We start from the raw sequence: 19427 nt of genomic DNA on the forward strand, positions 1-19427 counted from the left end.
TTTTTCCCCTCTTCTCAAATGGTTTTAATTGGTTTTGCAGGTACGCCGCCGACGATCGTATTCGCATGTACATGTTTTGTAACAACGGCACCGGCAGCGACTATCGATCTGCTGAAAATTTCGACACCTGCAAGAATGCGGCAGCCACAGCCGATCCATACGTCTGAATGAATCGTGATGGGTGAGGCTTTCACCGGGTTGTCCCGGATAGCAAGAGCCGATACCTCCCACGTATGTTCAAATGAAATGATGGAGGTTTGATGAGCGATCGATACATCATTAGCAATATGTATGCCTCCTACCGCATCCAAATAGCACTGTTTGTGAATACTGACATGGCTGCCAATCGTCAGGTTGTCCCAATTTTTTATTTCAACTGACCGACCGACGAACACGTTATCCCCGCAAGTCGGTATCAACCTTTTCAGCAGACAATAACGCATTGCCAGTCCCGCACTGTCTGGAAGCAGATCCGTTACACTCCACATCATCTTGAGCAACGGTTTTGGCAGGATGGCCAACAGGGCGATTAACATGTCCAGTATGATTTTGAAACGATTGAATTTGTCCCTGCCTCTGATGGTAATCCTCTCCTTCCTTGGAATAAGCGATTTTAGGTTTAAATAGCCAGCAAATGGTATACGCGCTCAGCATATAAAGAATAGGAAGTATAGGTACTTTCTTTCGCACCATGTTATCTCCAACGGTGCCTATGCCATAATCGAGCTCCCTTTCCGTTACCGTTATATAGCCGACTAGTATAAGGGTGCAACCTATGGTGAATAACAAAATTAAACACATGGTATAGAAAGAACGTGTTTCTTTATGTACGGTCCAAACGACAGCAGCCATTACGAAAGTCACCATCATATACACAGCCTCAAGCGTCCGCATGACGAATTCAGCATCCCAGTTCAGAGCTTTGAATGGGTTGGGCGAAGTGAAAAGGAATAATGTCAACAGGAAGGCATTGAACAAACCAATTACCCCCACTTTCAACAAAACAACGCTCATAGCCGTAATTAGCATAGCGATTGCTGATTTAAGACTTTGACGAAACAAGAAGTAGAAAGATAAGACATACACAATGGAATAGTCCCGAAGCATACTTGCGTAAAATAAAGCAACCAGGAAAAGCAAGTATCTTCGATTCAATAAGAGCTGTGTACATAATAAGCCTAGTAATGCACAGGTCATATCTTTTCCAAAAACAGACGACATGTACATAAATGCTGGACTAGCAAATAATCCGACAATGATAATGGCTCGATACATGGATTCACGCTGCTGCGGCAGCTCGTAGGTGAAAAACCTCTCATTGAGCTGGTACGTGATGTTACAGCATAAGATTAATAAGAAGGAATTGAATGTAATAATCACTAACGGATCTGACATGTTAAGAAATTTAAAAAACGGCATGTATAACAGTCCAAAAATGGGATAAGCTGATGAATTAAGCCAATACGTTGTAATATGATCGTAAGCATACTGCAGAAAATCTGTTAAACTCGGATAGAAGGAAACCTGACTATAATAGTGCTTGGCATCAGGGCCAAATAGTGGGTCTGTCGTTATGGCGTAGACAAACTTTCCCAGCAGCATAACCATGAATCCAACATACAGAACAACCGGCTGATGGGGCCACTTCAGCATGAAATAAAAAGGAATCATGAGGATAAAAAAAACAACGATTCCCATATTCAAGTCCCACTCACCGCTCCATTTGGTGATGAGCAGCAGCACGAAAAGGTAGAAACAAATCAGCGTGCTTTGAGTCGGATTCAGATCTTTCTGTGCCTGCAGCTTCATTCCCACTCCACCTCGGCTAAGCATGGTAAATTTTCTCCAACCTCTGAATATTGGTGTGAATATCGTAGCCTTGCTCCTGCAAGCGGCTATATCTTATCGACCAATCCGGCGTAGCGGTTCGTCTATTCATTCTCGTCATGCCTTCTATCCACACTTGTGATTGCAGCTTTAGGTGCTTCACCATTTCTAGCCCCAGATTCGCTTCCGGAGGCACATGCTCAGATACCATACTCGGTACTCCTCCCGCTTGTGCTTCAATCACGACCATCCCCAATCCCTCGTAAAGCGACGGCAGCAGGAACAAATCGAAAGCACCAATAAGTTCAGGAATATCTTTCCTAATGCCTAAGAACATGATTTGATCTCTAATCCCCAGTCCCTCAGATAAAGTTTCCATTTCTTGTCTTAGTTTCCCATCGCCAACCAAGACGAGGCGTGCATTCGGCTGAAGTTCCACGTACTGCGCAAACGTTTCGATCAAGAAACGGTGATTTTTCTCCTCACTAAATCTACCGATATGTCCAATGATCTGTACAGTTGGATCCGTAACACCTAGGCGTTCTTTCAACCGACTTCGATCGGCAGGCAGCTGCTCATACGGGGCCAGATTGATGGCATTTGGAATCAGCTCGGTCCTCGTATCGTCCCAACATGTACGTCCAAAGAGAGATTCGCATGCGGATTCCGAACATCCAATCAGGTGTGTACTATGTTTCGAAATGAGCCATCTCATATAACTCTGATACACTTTGCGTCGCCATGATGTTCGCTCTTGAGGGGTTACGGTATGACTATGGGTAATACGTACTGGAATTTGTAAATAAGCGGCCATTTTGACGATATATCCACTGAATTGAAATATATGGCTATGAATAGCATCGTAAGGCCCATAATTCGTTACATTATGAATAAATTGCTTGCGGAATGTGCTCAACCCTTTTCTGGGATGCGGCTGAATCAGAATCCGGCCACCCAGCTCTCGAATTTCTTGATCATAAAATCCACTTTCCGGATATTGAACGGCAAAATGGAACTCATAACGCTTTCTATCTATATTTCGATAAATATTCATGAGCAGCGTTTCGATACCACCGGGGTCCATTTTTCCTACAACATGCAAAATCTTTATTTTATTCATCCTGTTCTCCCCATCCAAACACCCGTCGTAATGTGCATCGTCTTCTTCACCTTAACCATCATGCTAAAGTAACAGAATGCTGTTGAAACGAGTCCTGCAGTTGCGGCTCCGACCATGCCCATGCTCGGAATGAGCAGTAGATTCAGTACGATATTCATGCCTGTGGCGATCATCAGGTATCTGCTGGAGGCTCGCTGCTGCCCGGTCATCGTCATCACCGTTCCCGATTGCCCACAGTAGGCATGGATCAGATGACTGAGGGACAACAGAAGTAGAGCGGGTTGACCTGAACGAAACTCCTCCCCGAACATTCCAAGCAGCCAAGGCCCCAACAACAAAACCGCCAAGAAGACGAGTCCTGCGAAAAGAAATCCCGATCTGCCAGAGAGTGTACAGATTCGCTGCATTTGCTTCATATCACCTTTGGCATAGCACTCGGAAATGATCGGAGCTGCGATCATATTGATGGATGTAATCGCGAAAGATACCATCGTTGCGATTCTTACGGTTGCTGAGAAAATCCCTGACTCGCTCGTACCATGCATCATGCCAACCATGACAACACTTAATTGTCCAAGGATCAAATACATCCCGGAGTTCACCATTAATGTAGTAGATTCTGATAGCCAGTGCTTCGTATGATATTTGACTGGTTGGTTCTTCGTACTAGGACTTAACTTGCGATGCAGTACCCATGCTCCTACCAGATAAGATAAAATCATAGAGCCAAAGAAGATGATCATCGCTTCAAAGGCACTTGCTTGCGCATGGAAGAACGTTTGGTATAGAAGCAGAGCAACCATGCAGCATACAGGCCTCATCACTTTTTCAGGAAACTGAGCAAACATGACCTCTTTAATCGCAAGTAACGCACTTTGACGCAAGGTAGTCACCGCCATTAAAGGAATAGCCAGCAAGCTAACTAAGAACGTCTGATATAATTCACCGGGATTATTCCCATACCTGACATAGATCACTAGACAGCTTGTGACCACAATAACGAAGGAGATGAGAAAGGTTAGTTGATTCGCTCTTCTCAAGAGTCCCTTGATCTCCCCCCATTGCTGATTCGACTTGTACGACGAGACGTAGCGTACAATCGCTGTATCAAATCCTAGATTGGCGGGAAATACGAGAAACGTAATAACCGTCATGACAAAAGCGTAATTGCCGTAACTCGTAACGCCTAGTACCCTGGCAAGAACAACCTGCATAAGCACGGCTAAGCCAACACCTGCCACATTGAGTAGGAAAGATAAGGAACCGCTTTTCGCGAGCAGCCTAGCAATATTGGATTCCGGTTGCAAGTTAGTTGACTTCATAGCTACCTTCTTTGTCATTTTTAAATTTTAGTAGATCCAAAGGTGATCCAAGCTCGTTTACGATACGTTGCTATAACTAGGAACCATATGCTTCAGCATGTCCCGAATTTCTTTCTGTCCATTGCCAAGCACTTTCTCTAGCTTCCGAATCTCGAATTCGAGCTCAGTCCGATTAATATTCATAGGCTTCCCGATGAAAATGCGATCGTGCATCGTAGAGGAGATTCCCTCTTCGTTCGTCAACAGCTCTTCATACAGCTTCTCGCCTTCCCGCATCCCAGTAAACTGAATCGCGATATCCTCGTGAGGCTCGAACCCCGAAAGTCGAATTAAATCAGCGGCTAAGTCATAAATTTTGACAGGGGCACCCATATCCAGAATGAAGATTTCCCCTCCCTGTGCTAGAGCACCTGTTTGAATGACAAGCTGAACCGCTTCGGGAATCGTCATAAAATAACGAACCATCTCCGGGTGTGTCACGGTCACAGGCCCGCCCTGCTGAATTTGCTCCTTGAAACGAGGAATGACGCTCCCTCTTGAACCAAGGACATTACCGAAGCGAACTGCAACGAATTTGGTTTCACTTTGCTTGTCCAAGCTTTGAATGAACATTTCGGCGATCCGCTTAGTTGTCCCCATTACGCTCGTCGGATTGACCGCCTTATCACTAGAGATCAGCACAAACCGCTCTGCATGAAACTGGTCAGCACATTCCGCAACATTTTTCGTACCAAACACATTGTTTTTAATCGCTTCGGAAGGATTCCGCTCCATTAAGGGCACATGCTTATGAGCTGCTGCATGAAAAATAACCTGTGGCGCATGAATGTGGAACAGCTCTTCCAGTCTGGCGCGATCCTGCACATCGGCGATAATGGTCTCGAGCTCCAAATCGGGGATAAGTCTGCGCATTTCCATCTCAATGGTATAAATACTATTCTCTCCATGACCCAGCAGCAGCAGCTTTTTGGGATGAAATGGAGCGATTTGTCTGCACAATTCTGAACCAATGGAACCGCCGGCACCGGTGACGAGCACGACTTTATGTTCTACATAGTTCGCTATACCTTGTAAATCCGTGCATATCGGATCTCTGCCCAGCAAATCTTCGACTTGCACATCGCGCACTTGGTTAAGCGTCGTCTTGCCAAGAATAATTTCTTGCAGATGCGGAATGATTTTCACGCGTGCTTTCGTCGTTTTGCAAATGTTGATAAGCTTCGTCGTTTGTGCTTTAGATACGGAAGGCATTGCGATGATGACCTCGTCGATCCCGTACTTTTCCACAATAGCAGGTATATCCTTGCTACCACCCAAGACGGGTAAATCATAGACCCGAAGATTCTGCTTATAAGGATCATCATCAACAAATGCGAATGGCACAGATACATAGTTTTCATTGTTCTTCAGTTCTTTGGCAAAAAGTGTTCCGCAGCTTCCTGCTCCAATGATGAGAGCTTTCTTAGGCTTATTTGTACCTTGAACAGGCTTCTTATTTCCAAATTTTTCGCAAAATACGCGCCATACAAACCGGCTTCCTCCTAACAGCAGCAGCGTGGTTTCCGCCGTATGCAGGAGGATTGATACAGGAATGTCTCCCATCGTGATGAGATTAGCAAGGAGATAAACACCTACGCTACTTAACGTCACTGTCTTCGCAATCGAAATCAATTCACCGATACTGGCATACTGCCAGATCCTGTTGTATAGCTTAAAAAGAAACATGCATACTATACTTACGACGGATGAAATGACACCATACATGAACCATAAATCAACCTTTTCGTAAGGAGCGGTGCTTTGATTAAAAAGATAGAATGCTGAGTACACACTAAGCCAAACCAAGCACAAATCAATTGCCACTAAGATTCCAGTTCTTTTGGAATAATTCATTCGACTTCTCCTCCGTAGTAGGAATAAGAATTAGCAATCTCCTTTTGAGAAATTTTGTTAAGGACTACACCCAATATGTGCGCTTTGACAAACTCCAACGAATTCTTCGCCTTCTGTACATGCTCTCGTTTCACCTTCCCGGCATCCACGACAAGAATGACCCCATCACATTTGGTCGCAATAATCTGCGCGTCACTTACTGCCAGAACTGGCGGTGTATCGATTAAAATGAAATCAAATAGCTCTTTTAGCTCCTCCAATTGTCCACTCATCTTCTGAGAGGCAAGTATTTCGGACGGATTAGGCGGAATTGAACCTGCAGTGAGAATAGATAATTTCGGAATATCGGTTTCTTTAATCGCCATCTTTAACGAACATTGATTGGTTATTAAATCAGTAAGGCCATGACGATTCGAAACTTGGAAAGTATGGTGTGCCGTGGGTTTCCTAAGGTCGGCATCAATGAGAAGCACTTTCTTATTCATTTGGGCATAAACAACAGCCAAATTATTGATAGTTGTCGATTTACCCTCCATCGGTTCCGAGGAGGTGATCATTAACGTTTGATAATGCTTGTCCACGGAAGAGAACTGAATATTGGTCCGCAACGTACGATATACTTCAGAAATCGGTGATCTGGGGTTAGTAATCGTGATGACAGGCCGGCGCTTATCGGATCTGGACATTGGATATTTCACCGACCTTTCTCTGGGATGAGATGATATCTCCTTGACGTTTCATATCCCCTTCTCCTATTTGTGTAACCATAGCTAAGGTCGGCAGACCAAGGTATCGCTGAACATCAGCCTCTGTTTTAATCGAATCATCGAAGTATTCCAGCAAAAAGACAGCACCGATCGAGATCAATAGGGAGACCAGAAAGCTGAGCGCAATGTTTAGCTTCGCATTTGGCTTTATTGGCTTATGAAGTTTAGTTGCGTCCGCTTGATTTAACAAGATTACGTTATCAACTTTCATAATTTTCGGGATCTGATTTTGAAAAACATAAGAGACGGCATTTACAATTTGTGATGCTTTCTCATAGGACCTATCCTCAATGGAAATGGTAAGCACTTGGGTCTCATTCACAGAGCTGAGCTTGATATTGTTGATTAGTTCGTCTGCACTTAAAGCAAACTCCGGATGCTCTTTCGATACAATATCCATAATTGCAGGCGTTTTGATAATTTCTTTGTAAGTATTGATGAGTGAAATATTCGTATTAACGGAATTTAAATCCAGCTTAACTTGTCCGGTTTGATGACTGATGAGTTAATGATGAGCTTCGTTGAGGCTTGGTAAGTCGGTTTTATGAATAAATAACTAATAACCCCCGTTGCTGTACAGCTAAGAATGACAATCAGAACAATTATCCATAATCTCTTTCTCATTACACTCATGAGCATTTTCAAATCAAGTTCCCTTGGCATGTATTCGATACCTCGATTCTTATTACTTTTATGTGCCCAATATGTTTAACACCTTTTGCAGAGAGAATCTACTTTTCCCTTTGAAGATCGGAGTCCATCTTTCGATCGCTGTGTTCCGAATGACATGTTCTGCATTTTGCTGATAGTAAGTCACGTAATCATCACCTAGTAATCGCCTCACGGAGTCATAGGCATGTTGTAAATGAAAGGGTCTATGAATGGCATCATGAACATCTGAAGCAATAAAGTGCACGAGGTTTCTTTTGCAAAGTTCCATGGCTAGCCGTTTGGTTTGAGACCCAAATTTACCAGTAATGGAATGGGAAGTTAACTGACTCAGCGCTCCTAACTCAATCATGCGCAGCAGCTTGTCCGGTTGATCCGCAATTTCTTTATTCCGCTCAGGGTGGGCAATGATAGGTGTAATATGCATAAGTGATAGTTCATAGATCATCTCATCCATTCTCTCAGGCAGTCTACCCGTTGAAAATTCGATCAGCATATAAGAAGAACCATGAAGTGTTAATAGCGAACCGTCATCACAATCATCAATCATTTGCGGATACACCCGAATCTCTTGCCCATGGCATACCTTTAATTGGATTTGATGCTGATTAAGTTGTTCTTGAAACATGGCAACGGCTTCGATGATGGTATGTGCCTCATTCAGATACCTTCCGTTTCGGTGATGAGGCGTTGCAAGAATTATTGTAATTCCTTCCTGAACGGCCAATCGCGCGAGTTCAAGTGATTGCTCCATCGTTCTGGGCCCATCATCCAGGTTGCATAGAATATGGCTATGGATGTCGATCAACAACCTCGCTCCCTTCTACCTATTCAACGTTATACATAAATTATGACATATAACCTTCTAAACAATTAGGGAGCAGAGTAGTGTATTACTTAGTCTTTTAAGATTATTTAAAATCCTGAAATTTAATAAATAATTGTGTATTTTTCCAATTTTAAGATCTTTTTTGCTATAAAATACAATAAATAGCGGCATTTTATTTACATTTTATTACTTTTATGTATATAGAAATGCATTTATGTAGGCATATGTATGTTTTTAACCATCATCTCCTAATTTACGAAAGAATCCTGTAGTCAAGGGCTGTGCGCAGGTTTTTATGACTGGATGATTTTTCCTCTGTAAGTTCAATCTGAAATTGAGATTAGGTCAATTAAACTATGACTAGGTCTTTAGGTTGGTAGGTCTATGTTCACTTGGGATGACTTGGAATTAAATGGAATTTGACCAATGGCGGATTTAGTTCCCTGCTAGACGTCCTATGTCTAGGTCAAACAAATCAATTTTCAGACTATTCTTACTCCACTATATTGCAAAATATGATTGATTTCTCTGGTCTTTTTAAAAAACGACATCATTTTTCTTTATAAAAGAGGGAATAGCAAGCTAATTTAGCTTTGTATCAGGATAAAGTGGAAGGAAAAATGACGTAATATAGGTCAAACGAATCTTATGATCACAAAAAAAACTCTGAATAATCCAAAATGTGGACTACTCAGAGTTTTATTGGGGGTTACGTGGGGGACGTTTCCCCTTTATGATTGCTTGCTCAGTTCTTATAGGTTATTGGGAGAACTGACATAGCCATTCATTAATTATGCCTTCTTTTTCTCATAAATTCGGAAATAATACTCATAAGGATTTTTCTCGTTCCGTTCTCCTTGTTCACTGGACACCAACGTCCATTCGGACAAATCTAGTTCGGTCATAAACGTATCCGCTTCAAACTCATGCTCGATGTGCGTAATGTACATGCGTTCCGCGACGGGAGTAAACAACCGGAAGATTTCCGCCCCGCCTATAACGAACAGTTCCTGATCACGGAAGCCGTCCACCGCTTCTTGCACAGAGTGAATGACTTCACAACCTTCCGCATGGAACTGCGGATTTTGAGTGAGAATGATGTTACGTCTGCCCGGTAACGGCTTGCCAATAGATTCATATGTCTTCCGCCCCATAAGAATAGGGTGACCCATCGTCACGGATTTGAAAAACTTCAGATCCCCGGGTAAATACCAAGGCAGTTTATTATTCACTCCGATGGCTCGGTTGCGATCCATTGCAACAATAAATGAAATACTCATGCAGGAGCCCTCCCTTCTTCACTTGCTTTTTATACAGCCACAGGTGCTTTAATTGATGGATGCGGATTGTAATCCAGCATTTCAATATCACTAACGTCGAAATCAAAAATAGAAGCGACATCCTTGTTCAGCTTGAGCGTTGGCAGTTCGCGCGGCTCGCGGGCTGAGCAAGGTTTGAATTTGATCCATATGATTCGTATAAATATGGGCATCTCCGATCGTATGGACGAACTCACCGACGCCTAGCCCGCATTCATGGGCAATAAGATGCGTCAGCAGTGCATAGCCAGCGATATTGAATGGGACACCGAGGAATGTATCTGCGCTGCGTTGATATAATTGGCAAGACAGCTTGCCATCCGCCACATAAAACTGAAACAAGGTGTGACAAGGCGGAAGCGCCATACTAGGTATGTCCTCCGGATTCCATGCGGATACGATGAGACGACGAGAATCAGGGTTCGTTTTGATCATATGAATAACATCTTTGAGCTGATCAATCGTGCCTCCCTGCGTTGTCGTCCAATCCCTCCATTGTTTGCCGTAAACATCACCTAGCTCGCCGTATTGCTTGGCAAACTCATCATCCTCGAGCACCTTTTTCACAAACGCATCCATTTGCTCATCATATTGAAGCTTGAAGTTCTCGTCTTGCTGTGAGCGTAACCCGAAATTACTCATATCCGGTCCGGAATAGTCCGCGCTCTCCACCCATTTCTTAAAAGCCCATTCATTCCATATGTGGTTATTATGTTGTAACAGATAACGAATATTCGTATCACCTTTAATAAACCATAACATTTCACTAGCGATTAAGCGAAAAGGCACTCTTTTCGTCGTCACCAAAGGAAATCCTTCCGAGAGATCGAAGCGCATCTGTCTGCCAAATACTGAAATAGTCCCTGTCCCCGTTCTATCTTCCTTTTTCGTACCATTGGTAAGAATATCTTGTAATAGTTCCTGATAGGCTTTCAAGCTTACGAACCTCCATCTCTATGTTACGCATGTATTCATCTATTTTACCCGCATAGTGTCCATTTGGCTACCTGTCTTCCATCGTGAAAATGCTGAAACTTTCATATGAAAAAGGGTCTCTCCACGAAATTCCAATAGCGGCGAGGATGCATTTTGCGTGCGTATATGGTACATTTCTAATGAAAAATACAAGAGGTTCGCGAACTCCCTCTCTAAAAAACTATGAAATGAGGAACCACCCATGTCAGCAGGAAGAAGCAATGAAGATTTGAAAGAGATTACCTTACTAGGCAATCAAGGAACCAAGTATGTGTTCAACTATGATCCCACTTTATTAGAAGCATTCGATAACAAGCACCCGAACAGGGATTACTTTGTTAAGTTTAATTTCCCTGAATTCACTAGCTTGTGTCCTGTAACCGGACAGCCGGATTTTGCTACACTCTACATCTCCTATATTCCGAATATTAAAATGGTGGAGAGCAAATCACTTAAGCTTTACCTGTTCAGCTTCCGGAATCACGGTGATTTCCACGAGGACTGCGTGAATATTATTATGAATGATTTGATCGAACTGATGGCGCCTCGTTATATCGAGGTTTGGGGCAAATTCACTCCGCGCGGCGGCATTTCTATCGATCCTTACTGCAACTGGGGTCAACCCGGCACGAAGTTCGAAGCAATGGCTGAGCATCGATTGATGAACCATGATCTTTATCCCGAAAAAATCGATAATCGCTAATTAGCAAAATATAAGCATTAAGCCTAGTCGGCCCCAAGGGTAATTGGGATTGGTTAGGCTTTTTTTGCTGCTTATTTAGCCACAAAATGAGTTCGATGAATATTGGACGTCGGCAGACGCAGCAGGCTTGCCTATTTTCCCGGGACTCGTTCGATATGAAGAAACCGTCGCAGGTGAAATCAATCATGCACTGCGTTTCACCGTGCAAAAGACGCAGCGCGGGTTCATCGCCCCCGCCACTCACTACGCCTCAAGCAGTACGGATCCCAACCACCCGCCAATGGGACTAAGGCTGCGACTGCGAAGCAATTTCGATGTCTCTGGCTTTTCACCCACGAATCGGGCCATCCTTCGCGCACTGCAGAAATACGGCATGATCGTCGCTGATAACGGCAGCAATTTGTACCTCAGCGGTGCGCCGAATCCGAATTGGGATGACGATGACCTGCACAACCTCGGCAAGCTGAAGGGCAGCGATTTCGAAGTTGTTGACACCGGCAAAATCGAGAAATAAATGGTATGACTCCTACAAAGGCAAAGTGATTGTGACCGTCGTACCGACACCTTCCTCACTTTCGTAGAATATTTCCCCATTCATCGTTTCTATAATCCGAATGCTAACCGCTGTCCCTAACCCCGTTCCAACATCTTTCGTTGAATAGAACAAATTACCGATACGAGAGAGCTGCTCTTTTGTCATTCCTTTACCATTATCTATAACCTTAATTTCGGCTCGGCCAACCAATCTTTTTAAGCTTACTTTTACCTCTCCGCCCGCAGGCGTCGCTTCGATGGCATTTTTAATCACATTCACCAAGGCTTGCTGCAATTGCCCCCGATCCGAAAAGATATAAATATGATCCTCGAGATTGACCGTAATCTCAACACAATTCTTCATCGCCATTGGCGTCAGAAGCACAATAATGTTGTTTAATACGTCAGAAAATGAAAAAGATTCTATTTTGGTTAGCTTAGGCTTGGAAAAATTCAAGTAATCATTAATAATCGATTCGGCTCTCGCTAGCTCTTCCATTGCGATGTTCAGGTATTGTTGATTTTTCCCTTGCTCGTTCGGACGCATAAGCTGCAAAAACCCTTGAACAACCGTTAAAGGATTACGAACCTCATGGGCAATGGAGGCAGCTAACTCGCCTAGCGTTTTCATTTTTTCCGCTTTTTGAATTTGAACTTTCATTCTAAATCGTTCTTCATGTATTTCTTGCAGCATGGACGATAACCAGGTTCCTAACACTAGGAGGATGCCAAAAGAGAGCATAGCAGGAATAGTAGCTAAATCAAACGTTTCAAAGCCTTTGTAAAGAGACACATAGCTCATCAAAATAAGCAGCATAACCATTAAAGGACTTAGCGAAACCAAAATAGCTGCCTTTATTCGTGAGCTTCCTGTAAATCCTTTGATCTTGAAAGAAGCTACAAAGGGGATTATGAAACTGAGTGTCATGCTGATGTACCCAAATATAAGCGCATCTCCACCAAGATACGTCCGCATCAGCATGATCATCATGTAATTAATAAGACCTGCTAGGGGGCCCCAATAAATGCTCGAAATGACAAGGGGAACATAGCGTAAGTCCCAGTACAAATCAAGTTCATAGTATGAAAATAATAAACAAAGTGAGGACGTTGTTCCATGAAGTAAGCCCATCACGATCGGTGACGGATCATTGCGCCATCGCTCGCCAAAGACACTCTGTAATAAGACTGGAGCAAGAACGATAAGGATGTTCAAAAATAATTTTTCTAATAACATGGCTTACTCGGCTCTCCCCTCGGGTCCACTCCTTTCAATGTTTCTGCAAGAGTAAGCGTTATCCTTTTTTTAACAAGTAAAAAATTAAATGTTAAAAAAGGCTGCAACCGAAGCGGCATCTTTCACTGCCATTCAGTCATAGCCTTAATAAAATCTTTTTAACAAATACACGTCTTTTTCTTCGTTCCTACTCGGCCCATCGATTCGATTTTATGAATATATTCAGTCGCGAGCGGTACTTTACAAGCCGTTTGACCGACGTCGACATGAACTTTGCCAATCTCATTAGCTACTTCCGTCGCAGCTTCAAATAGTGGAAAACAATACGCACCCACAGTAATAACGAAGGTGTTCATTGTATATCGAACGCGATTTCTTTCCGCATGAATCGTTGTTCTCACTTGCTCCAGCAGCTGGGCAATTTCCTGAAGATCGAGCTTCTCATCTGGTGTGATGCTAATATAGTTGGCAAAAGTGCTCCAACCGCATGTGGCTATTAGCTCGTCAGGAGATTGCAGCCATTCCCGTGCCAATTCAAGCGCGCTGCTGCTTTCCGCCGCCAGTCCCGCTACCGTATATTCGGTGAGCATATACCAATAGGCATGCTTCGACCAATTCTGGAGCTCTTGTTTCGTCATTGTTTTCGGATCAATGGAAAGTCCGGCCAAGTACATCGCATCCGTATTCCCTGAATCGTACAAGGCGAGGGCTAGCTCACGGTCTTTTTTGACGAATTTAACCAACTTCTTTAGATCCCCTACTTTTACTCCGAAAAAAGGCTCCTGCGCACCGTGACGAAGAAACGTTTTTTTCGTTTGCTCGCTTCCAAGCTCCTCTAGGTTATTCATTACTTCTTCAAATGTCATAGACTCACCACTCAACATTCATTTTTCAGTATTGTATCATAGTGCAGATCTTGATGTGAAATTCCTTGGCATTTGCAAACGCAAAAGAGTCGGGAGGAAGACCCCGCCGACTCTTGATCAGTAATAGTTTTATTTATCTTTGTCTTTGTCTTTGTCCTTGTCGCTGCCTCTCATCACAATGAGCTTGTATGTTTTAGTAGAGTTATCCTCAGCTGTCACCTGAATGTCAATCGCATTCTCACCCTTTTTCAGGTGAATAACATCTGTTGCCGCTCCACTAACAACTAATGCTCCGTTTACCGTTACCTTTGCCCGGCTATCTGCAACGGTTGGCGTAACGGTGATCTTACTGGTTCCATTTAACACCGATGTCGTGTATGCCGTCACATTCGCTCCGAATCCCGGATTTAATGTTCCCGCACTAATTGTCAAACTGCTTAGATTCGCATTGTTCGACAACAACCGAGTAACTGTCAGTCGATATGTCTTTGTAGAACGATCTTCGGCTGTAACAACCATGTCGATCCTATTTTCGCCCACATTCAGCTGAATGTCACTGGAATCCTCTCCGCTTACGACCATTACTCCGTTCACCGTTATCTTCGCTTGACTGTCTGATGCCGTTGGATGGATGCTGATTTGAGTGATCTCATTAGGCACACTGGACGTATAATCGGTTACAGCTGAATCAAATGCTGGACTTAAAGTACCTGCACTGATCGTTAAACCGCTTAACGAGTTGTCCGTCGAAGGCCATATTTCCGTAGCCGTCACACCAGCTGCCTTTTCATAATTGATCCCGATATTGTTTAAGAAATTTTTACTGACCGTAATGTTTGAACCTGCTTGCAACTGAATCCCATTCGTATTTCCTGTTAGCGTATTCCCTGTAATTTGTACGTTTTGAGGATCTCCCTGTCCCACACTATTGGCATTTTGGTCACCGTTGTCGTGTTCAAGCAGAATTCCCCAGTAATTGTTGGCTGTATTATTATGAATTAGATTATTGATAATCCGAGTACCTGGTCCGTTTAAAATGTTAATCCCAACGCCGTTATTGACAGTCGTCGTGTTTTCTATCGCGTTGTGCTCGATCAACGTATCCGGCGTCCCCATCGAAACGACTATGCCTTCACGTGAGTTTTGAATGACATTATCATGAATGTAGTTATTAGGGCCCGTTTTACTATGGTTGCTTGGCGCTGTACCACCTGTGTTTCCAAGCCCTATGCCCCCGCCGGTGAATATGTTTGCGATCGTATTGCCGTGAACTTCGTTCAGGTACTCCAGCTCACCATGAAGATCAATAGCATCCAATTTTGTGTTCGTATAGTGGTTGTTTCGTAAGACATTATTGTGCGCTACATTTTGAATGAGGGAACCATGACGCAAGTATGGTCCTTCGAACGTAGAATTTTCTACGACATTCCAATACGTATCATTATCAAAACCGAGCCTGTCGACCTTCGGCATTCCTTGTATGGATGTTCCATAACCTGCTCCGCCGCCGCCAAGATCGGTTGCATTGCGGAACGTACTGCCGCGAACAACGACATCATGGCTGTTCTCAATCCGAATCGCCATCCGTCTAAACCGTTCAACAGTAACCTGATCAATGGTCACGTTATAGGACGGATTCTCGCCATAATTTGCTATGGCAATCATACTGTCGGGTCCCCCGGCATCTGGATTATTCGTAGCATGCTCTAAAGAAAATGTACGGTTCCAAGTAGATGTCACCGTCAGATTCGAAACGACAATATCATGTTGATTGGATGATTTCAAGACTGAACTGTTCTTGACGTCGTCCATACTTGATTTCAGCAGGGTGCCAGCTTGGCTTTCTCCTCTTACATTCACTCCGGATTTGAGCTTTAGGTTAATAAACCCGTCAGGCGATGTTTTCAAGTTATACACACCATTCGGTAAAAAAACTTCATCGCCGAAAGCGGCAGCATTGATGGCATTTTGAATGGCAATCCGATCATCTTGTTCATTATCCGCTGGGTCGGCGCCATAATCGACTACATTAATCGTTTTTCCCGTTACAGCATTAGGTGCATGCATGGGGTGCTCAGAACCATCAGGTTTCGTCAGGCCAGCCTTCGTGAAAGGAACTGTGCCTGGAGGAGCCGTTGGTGTTATATTCGGAACAATAGCAACCGGTGTATCACCTGATAAAAAAGGAGGATAAATCATCACTTCCGTTAAGCTGGTAAAGGTACTGCCATCCGAGTTCCCATGTCCTACCACTCTAAGGAAGCGAGCATTGGTATCCGGGAAATCAAATGCCTGCATGTTAACCGTATTCCCTCGGCTGCTGCCACTAAACACATTTGTCCATGTGATTGCATCATTTGAAGTCTGAATATCAATAAGTGTCGAACGCTGATCTCCTTTATAAAAAGCTATGCCCACGTACCCGATACTCTTCGTTTGCCCTAAGTCAAACATCACATATTGACCATCGCCAGAAGCTGACCAACGGCTGAATAGATTGTTATCGAGCGTATTGCTCTCTACATTTCCATCGCTGCTGCTAGCATTAACTTCCACAACCTGCAGGGGAGTAACAGGAGAAGTTAACGTTGTTGCGTTGTAGCTCAATGGGGTTGTGGAATTGTTCCCAGCCGCATCTCCTGCGATAATCTTATAGGTATAGGTCGTATTTGGTGTTAATCCCTCCACGTTATAATACGTACTGCCATAAACAGTAGAAAGAACAGAGTCATTTTGATAGATTACATAATTGGTTACGAAAGTATCATCTGTTGCTGCCGGCCAAGTTAATTGGATAAAGTCCGTTCCCAGATTGCTTGACTTTAAGACAGCGTTTGAGGGCCAAGCAGGCGGCGTATTGTCGCCTTGAACCACCCGTTTCACTACCAACTGCGGCTTAGGATTGGATGCCGTCGTTTCTTTGGAATACACATTAACAGACCTGCCTAAGCCTTGTGAATCACCGACAACGAAGGATACTGCGCCATCCGTTAAATGCTGTCTTACATAATTGGTCACGTCTACCGTATATAGAGCCGGCTTGGATATCGTATTAGGCTGAGTGACTATGATTTGCCCAAGTTGAGCTAATTGAGCCAGATCCGTTTGGGGCGCTGTATTCCAAGTAATTGCTGCTTCCTGCCATGTAATATTATTCAAACCGAACACTTGTAAAGGGGTGTCCACGTCATTTGTACCGCTCCCCCGTTTGGCAGAAACCTGCAAATAATACTTGTATGCGCTGTCGGAAACCGCAGCCACGTTAAATTTATAGTAAGCCTGTCTTTTGACCGTATTGCTGGATAAAATGTTGTAAATACCAACCGTGGAGCTAGTTTTGGTATCAAAGTTGGTATTAGCAATCGCTGCATTCGTAGTATCCATGGCGATAGCCGCATCCGCTGCAGGCAGCAAAGCAGCTACATCGACCTCAACATCAGTCGCCTTCCCTGGCGAAGGGATGAGGAGTAAAGAGAAAACCATTGTAAACATTAACATCATGGCTAACTTTCTTTGAATAAGTTGAATTTTCATGTCAACAAGCTCCTTATTCTATTTTAATAGATATATGTAAGCGTATACAAATACCTTGTGACCATCATCATACTCTCTTTCAGACTAATTTTATTGTCATTTATTTAGGTCATTGAGGGGTATTATTAGGATTTGGCCGACCTGTTGGTCAGCCCCGTGCAGCGATTATGCAGAAAGTGCAGCCTCGGACAGCGTTATATGCAAAAAGTGCAGCAAAGTTAAGGGATGCTGGCTCCTCGGGCGGGACATGCTGCATTTTGTGCAGCAAAAATCCACATTTTGAGCGAAAACGGGCAGTCATCGCAGAATTTGATGCACTATATGCATCATCTCTCGCGAAATCGCTGATTTAGACGGATTTAGCTGCACTTATTACATCTGGGCTTCCGAGACGGCCTTTTGTGCCCTCTCATGCCCGCAAACCTGCTAACTCGTCTGCTCTCAGCAGCTGAGAAGTCCTTTTCAGACTTCTCGCTCCACTATCGCTCCATCTGAGCCTCCGAGACGGCCTTTTCTGCCTTCTCAGGCTGCAAACTCACTAATTCGCCTGCTCTCAGCAGCTGAGAAGTCTTTTTCAGACTTCTCTCTCCTCTTTCGCTCCTTCTGGGCCTCCGAGACGGCCTTTTCTGCTCTCTCAGGCTGCAAACCCGCTAACTCGTCTGCTCCCAGCAGCTGAGAAGTCCTTTTCAGACTTCTCGCTCCTCTTTCGCTCCTTCTGGGCCTCCGAGACGGCCTTTTCTGCCTTCTCAGGCTGCAAACCCGCTAATTCGCCTGCTCTCAGCAGCTGAGAAGTCCTTTTCAGACTTCTCGCTCCTCTTTCGCTCCTTCTGGGCCTCCGAGACAGCCTTTTCTGCCTTCTCAGGCTGCAAACTCACTAACTCGTCTGCTCCCAGCAGCTGAGAAGTCTTTTTCAGACTTCTCGCTCCTCTTTCGCTCCTTCTGGGCCTCCGAGACGGCCTTTTCTGCCCTCTCAGGTCCGCAAACCAGCTAACTTGCCTGCTCCCAGCAGCTGAGAAGTCTTTTTCAGACTTCTCGCTCCACTTTCGCTCCATCTGGGCCTCCGAGAGGGCCTTTTCTGCCTTCTCAGGCCCGCAAATCTGCTAACTCGTCTGCTCCCAGCAGCTGAGAAGTCCTTTTCAGACTTCTCGCTCCACTTTCGCTCCATCTGGGCCTCCGAGACGGTCTTTTCTTCCCTCTCAGGTCCGCAAACCCGCAAACTTGCCTGCTCCTAGCAGCTGAGAAGTCTTTTTCAGACTTCTCGCTCCACTTTCGCTCCATCTTCATCCTTGTTTTTCTGTACTTGTCACCCTTCCCGTGAGAACAAGTACCTCACCAAGTACATCAAACTAGCTACTCCAAGTGATATAATCCTCTGCGTGTGACCTAATTGGTCGAGCTTGTAACAACTAGGTGAGCATATAAGCAACTAAATTAAAAAATGGAACAGTTCATTTTTCAATCCAAAGGACCGATAGCCCTAGGCAGCAAAAAGAAAAAACCGATCCATGGGGATCGGCATTTGTATTCTTATCTTCTTTTTTTAAACTAATATAAAGGTTGGTACACAGGCGGTTGAGGCTGAGGGCATTGCGGGAACGGGAGAATATCTCGAATTTGATTGAAGGCATAATGTTTGGTAGCAAATTGGGTGTGATATAAGTATTCGATCAAATAAATAGACCCACCTTGAATATTACACAGAATTCCAGAAACTCCCGTTCCGTCCATTAGGGATACACCTACTGGACTTCCGATCCAGGCATACGCTTTATGCAGTAATGACATAGGTCATCACCTCCTGAATTACCTTATGCGGCGAAGCGCCCAAGGGT

Annotated in this window: 17 protein-coding genes, 1 pseudogene and 1 riboswitch; of the genes and pseudogenes, 2 read left to right on the plus strand and 16 right to left on the minus strand. The window is 44.1% G+C overall.

Features of this window, described 5'->3' with window-relative positions:
• Nucleotides 1–14: 14 nt before the first annotated feature.
• The 11 genes and pseudogenes from ACBP55_RS31680 to ACBP55_RS31730 all read right to left on the minus strand — a co-directional run bounded on the left by ACBP55_RS31680 (nt 15) and on the right by ACBP55_RS31730 (nt 10682).
• Complete coding sequence (locus ACBP55_RS31680) at nt 15–443, minus strand: acyltransferase (protein ID WP_464647363.1); 429 nt, start codon at nt 441–443, stop codon at nt 15–17.
• Nucleotides 397–1809: a hypothetical protein gene (locus tag ACBP55_RS31685; protein WP_464647365.1), complete on the minus strand. Its 1413-nt coding sequence runs from the start codon at nt 1807–1809 to the stop codon at nt 397–399. Before ACBP55_RS31685 ends, ACBP55_RS31680 begins: the two co-directional genes overlap by 47 nt.
• A gap of 16 nt (nt 1810–1825) precedes the next feature.
• Nucleotides 1826–2947: a glycosyltransferase gene (locus ACBP55_RS31690; protein ID WP_464647367.1), complete on the minus strand. Its 1122-nt coding sequence runs from the start codon at nt 2945–2947 to the stop codon at nt 1826–1828.
• Nucleotides 2944–4269, minus strand: coding sequence for a flippase (locus tag ACBP55_RS31695; RefSeq protein ID WP_464647369.1), 1326 nt, complete (start codon nt 4267–4269; stop codon nt 2944–2946). The genes ACBP55_RS31690 and ACBP55_RS31695 overlap by 4 nt, the downstream gene beginning before the upstream one ends.
• A 57-nt stretch (nt 4270–4326) precedes the next feature.
• Nucleotides 4327–6162, minus strand: coding sequence for a polysaccharide biosynthesis protein (locus tag ACBP55_RS31700; protein ID WP_464647371.1), 1836 nt, complete (start codon nt 6160–6162; stop codon nt 4327–4329).
• Nucleotides 6159–6848, minus strand: a complete 690-nt coding sequence (locus tag ACBP55_RS31705) for a CpsD/CapB family tyrosine-protein kinase (RefSeq protein ID WP_464647373.1) — start codon at nt 6846–6848, stop codon at nt 6159–6161. The genes ACBP55_RS31700 and ACBP55_RS31705 overlap by 4 nt, the downstream gene beginning before the upstream one ends.
• Nucleotides 6832–7329: a YveK family protein gene (locus ACBP55_RS31710; protein ID WP_464647375.1), complete on the minus strand. Its 498-nt coding sequence runs from the start codon at nt 7327–7329 to the stop codon at nt 6832–6834. Before ACBP55_RS31710 ends, ACBP55_RS31705 begins: the two co-directional genes overlap by 17 nt.
• Before the next feature lie 65 nt (nt 7330–7394).
• Nucleotides 7395–7592: a Wzz/FepE/Etk N-terminal domain-containing protein gene (locus tag ACBP55_RS31715; protein WP_464647377.1), complete on the minus strand. Its 198-nt coding sequence runs from the start codon at nt 7590–7592 to the stop codon at nt 7395–7397.
• A gap of 28 nt (nt 7593–7620) precedes the next feature.
• The gene (locus ACBP55_RS31720; RefSeq protein ID WP_464647379.1) at nt 7621–8406 is read right to left on the minus strand and encodes a tyrosine-protein phosphatase; all 786 of its coding nucleotides are present in this window, start codon (nt 8404–8406) and stop codon (nt 7621–7623) included.
• Nucleotides 8407–9218: 812 nt separating this feature from the next.
• The gene (locus ACBP55_RS31725) at nt 9219–9707 is read right to left on the minus strand and encodes a dihydrofolate reductase (RefSeq protein WP_464647381.1); all 489 of its coding nucleotides are present in this window, start codon (nt 9705–9707) and stop codon (nt 9219–9221) included.
• A 29-nt stretch (nt 9708–9736) separates the two neighbouring features.
• Nucleotides 9737–10682 (minus strand): annotated as a pseudogene (locus ACBP55_RS31730) (thymidylate synthase).
• 186 nt (nt 10683–10868) lie between these two features.
• A riboswitch (PreQ1 riboswitch) is annotated at nt 10869–10912 on the plus strand.
• An 11-nt stretch (nt 10913–10923) separates the two neighbouring features.
• Here ACBP55_RS31730 and queF point away from each other — a divergent pair.
• Nucleotides 10924–11424 carry a preQ(1) synthase gene (queF, locus tag ACBP55_RS31735; RefSeq protein WP_029198588.1) on the plus strand — a complete coding sequence of 167 codons (501 nt, stop codon included), beginning with the start codon at nt 10924–10926 and terminating at the stop codon, nt 11422–11424.
• Nucleotides 11425–11704: 280 nt separating this feature from the next.
• Nucleotides 11705–11938: an RNA-binding protein gene (locus ACBP55_RS31740; protein ID WP_464647384.1), complete on the plus strand. Its 234-nt coding sequence runs from the start codon at nt 11705–11707 to the stop codon at nt 11936–11938.
• A 12-nt stretch (nt 11939–11950) separates the two neighbouring features.
• Here the strand turns inward: ACBP55_RS31740 and ACBP55_RS31745 are convergent, their stop codons facing one another.
• The 5 genes from ACBP55_RS31745 to ACBP55_RS31765 all read right to left on the minus strand — a co-directional run bounded on the left by ACBP55_RS31745 (nt 11951) and on the right by ACBP55_RS31765 (nt 19380).
• Complete coding sequence (locus tag ACBP55_RS31745; protein ID WP_464647385.1) at nt 11951–13195, minus strand: ATP-binding protein; 1245 nt, start codon at nt 13193–13195, stop codon at nt 11951–11953.
• Between the two features lie 158 nt (nt 13196–13353).
• Nucleotides 13354–14061 carry a DNA alkylation repair protein gene (locus ACBP55_RS31750; protein WP_464647387.1) on the minus strand — a complete coding sequence of 236 codons (708 nt, stop codon included), beginning with the start codon at nt 14059–14061 and terminating at the stop codon, nt 13354–13356.
• Nucleotides 14062–14190: 129 nt separating this feature from the next.
• Nucleotides 14191–17595: a cadherin-like beta sandwich domain-containing protein gene (locus ACBP55_RS31755; protein WP_464647389.1), complete on the minus strand. Its 3405-nt coding sequence runs from the start codon at nt 17593–17595 to the stop codon at nt 14191–14193.
• Nucleotides 17596–18341: 746 nt separating this feature from the next.
• On the minus strand, nt 18342–18647 hold the full coding sequence (locus ACBP55_RS31760; protein WP_464647391.1) for a hypothetical protein: 306 nt from the start codon (nt 18645–18647) through the stop codon (nt 18342–18344).
• A gap of 493 nt (nt 18648–19140) precedes the next feature.
• Nucleotides 19141–19380 (minus strand): hypothetical protein, encoded by a 240-nt coding sequence (locus ACBP55_RS31765; RefSeq protein ID WP_464647392.1) that lies wholly within the window; start codon nt 19378–19380, stop codon nt 19141–19143.
• Nucleotides 19381–19427: the final 47 nt, after the last annotated feature.

The sequence above is a fragment of the Paenibacillus sp. WG02 genome (assembly GCF_055396115.1).

What these genes read in the sequence shown, in the direction of transcription:
- ACBP55_RS31680 (WP_464647363.1), bottom strand. Translation starts at nt 443, where the DNA reads ATGCGTTATTGTCTGCTGAAAAGGTTGATACCGACTTGCGGGGATAAC.
- ACBP55_RS31685 (WP_464647365.1), bottom strand. Translation starts at nt 1,809, where the DNA reads ATGAAGCTGCAGGCACAGAAAGATCTGAATCCGACTCAAAGCACGCTG.
- ACBP55_RS31690 (WP_464647367.1), bottom strand. Translation starts at nt 2,947, where the DNA reads ATGAATAAAATAAAGATTTTGCATGTTGTAGGAAAAATGGACCCCGGT.
- ACBP55_RS31695 (WP_464647369.1), bottom strand. Translation starts at nt 4,269, where the DNA reads ATGAAGTCAACTAACTTGCAACCGGAATCCAATATTGCTAGGCTGCTC.
- ACBP55_RS31700 (WP_464647371.1), bottom strand. Translation starts at nt 6,162, where the DNA reads ATGAATTATTCCAAAAGAACTGGAATCTTAGTGGCAATTGATTTGTGC.
- ACBP55_RS31705 (WP_464647373.1), bottom strand. Translation starts at nt 6,848, where the DNA reads ATGTCCAGATCCGATAAGCGCCGGCCTGTCATCACGATTACTAACCCC.
- ACBP55_RS31710 (WP_464647375.1), bottom strand. Translation starts at nt 7,329, where the DNA reads ATGGATATTGTATCGAAAGAGCATCCGGAGTTTGCTTTAAGTGCAGAC.
- ACBP55_RS31715 (WP_464647377.1), bottom strand. Translation starts at nt 7,592, where the DNA reads ATGCCAAGGGAACTTGATTTGAAAATGCTCATGAGTGTAATGAGAAAG.
- ACBP55_RS31725 (WP_464647381.1), bottom strand. Translation starts at nt 9,707, where the DNA reads ATGAGTATTTCATTTATTGTTGCAATGGATCGCAACCGAGCCATCGGA.
- queF (WP_029198588.1), top strand. Translation starts at nt 10,924, where the DNA reads ATGTCAGCAGGAAGAAGCAATGAAGATTTGAAAGAGATTACCTTACTA.
- ACBP55_RS31740 (WP_464647384.1), top strand. Translation starts at nt 11,705, where the DNA reads ATGGGACTAAGGCTGCGACTGCGAAGCAATTTCGATGTCTCTGGCTTT.
- ACBP55_RS31745 (WP_464647385.1), bottom strand. Translation starts at nt 13,195, where the DNA reads ATGTTATTAGAAAAATTATTTTTGAACATCCTTATCGTTCTTGCTCCA.
- ACBP55_RS31750 (WP_464647387.1), bottom strand. Translation starts at nt 14,061, where the DNA reads ATGACATTTGAAGAAGTAATGAATAACCTAGAGGAGCTTGGAAGCGAG.
- ACBP55_RS31755 (WP_464647389.1), bottom strand. Translation starts at nt 17,595, where the DNA reads ATGAAAATTCAACTTATTCAAAGAAAGTTAGCCATGATGTTAATGTTT.
- ACBP55_RS31760 (WP_464647391.1), bottom strand. Translation starts at nt 18,647, where the DNA reads ATGGAGCGAAAGTGGAGCGAGAAGTCTGAAAAAGACTTCTCAGCTGCT.
- ACBP55_RS31765 (WP_464647392.1), bottom strand. Translation starts at nt 19,380, where the DNA reads ATGTCATTACTGCATAAAGCGTATGCCTGGATCGGAAGTCCAGTAGGT.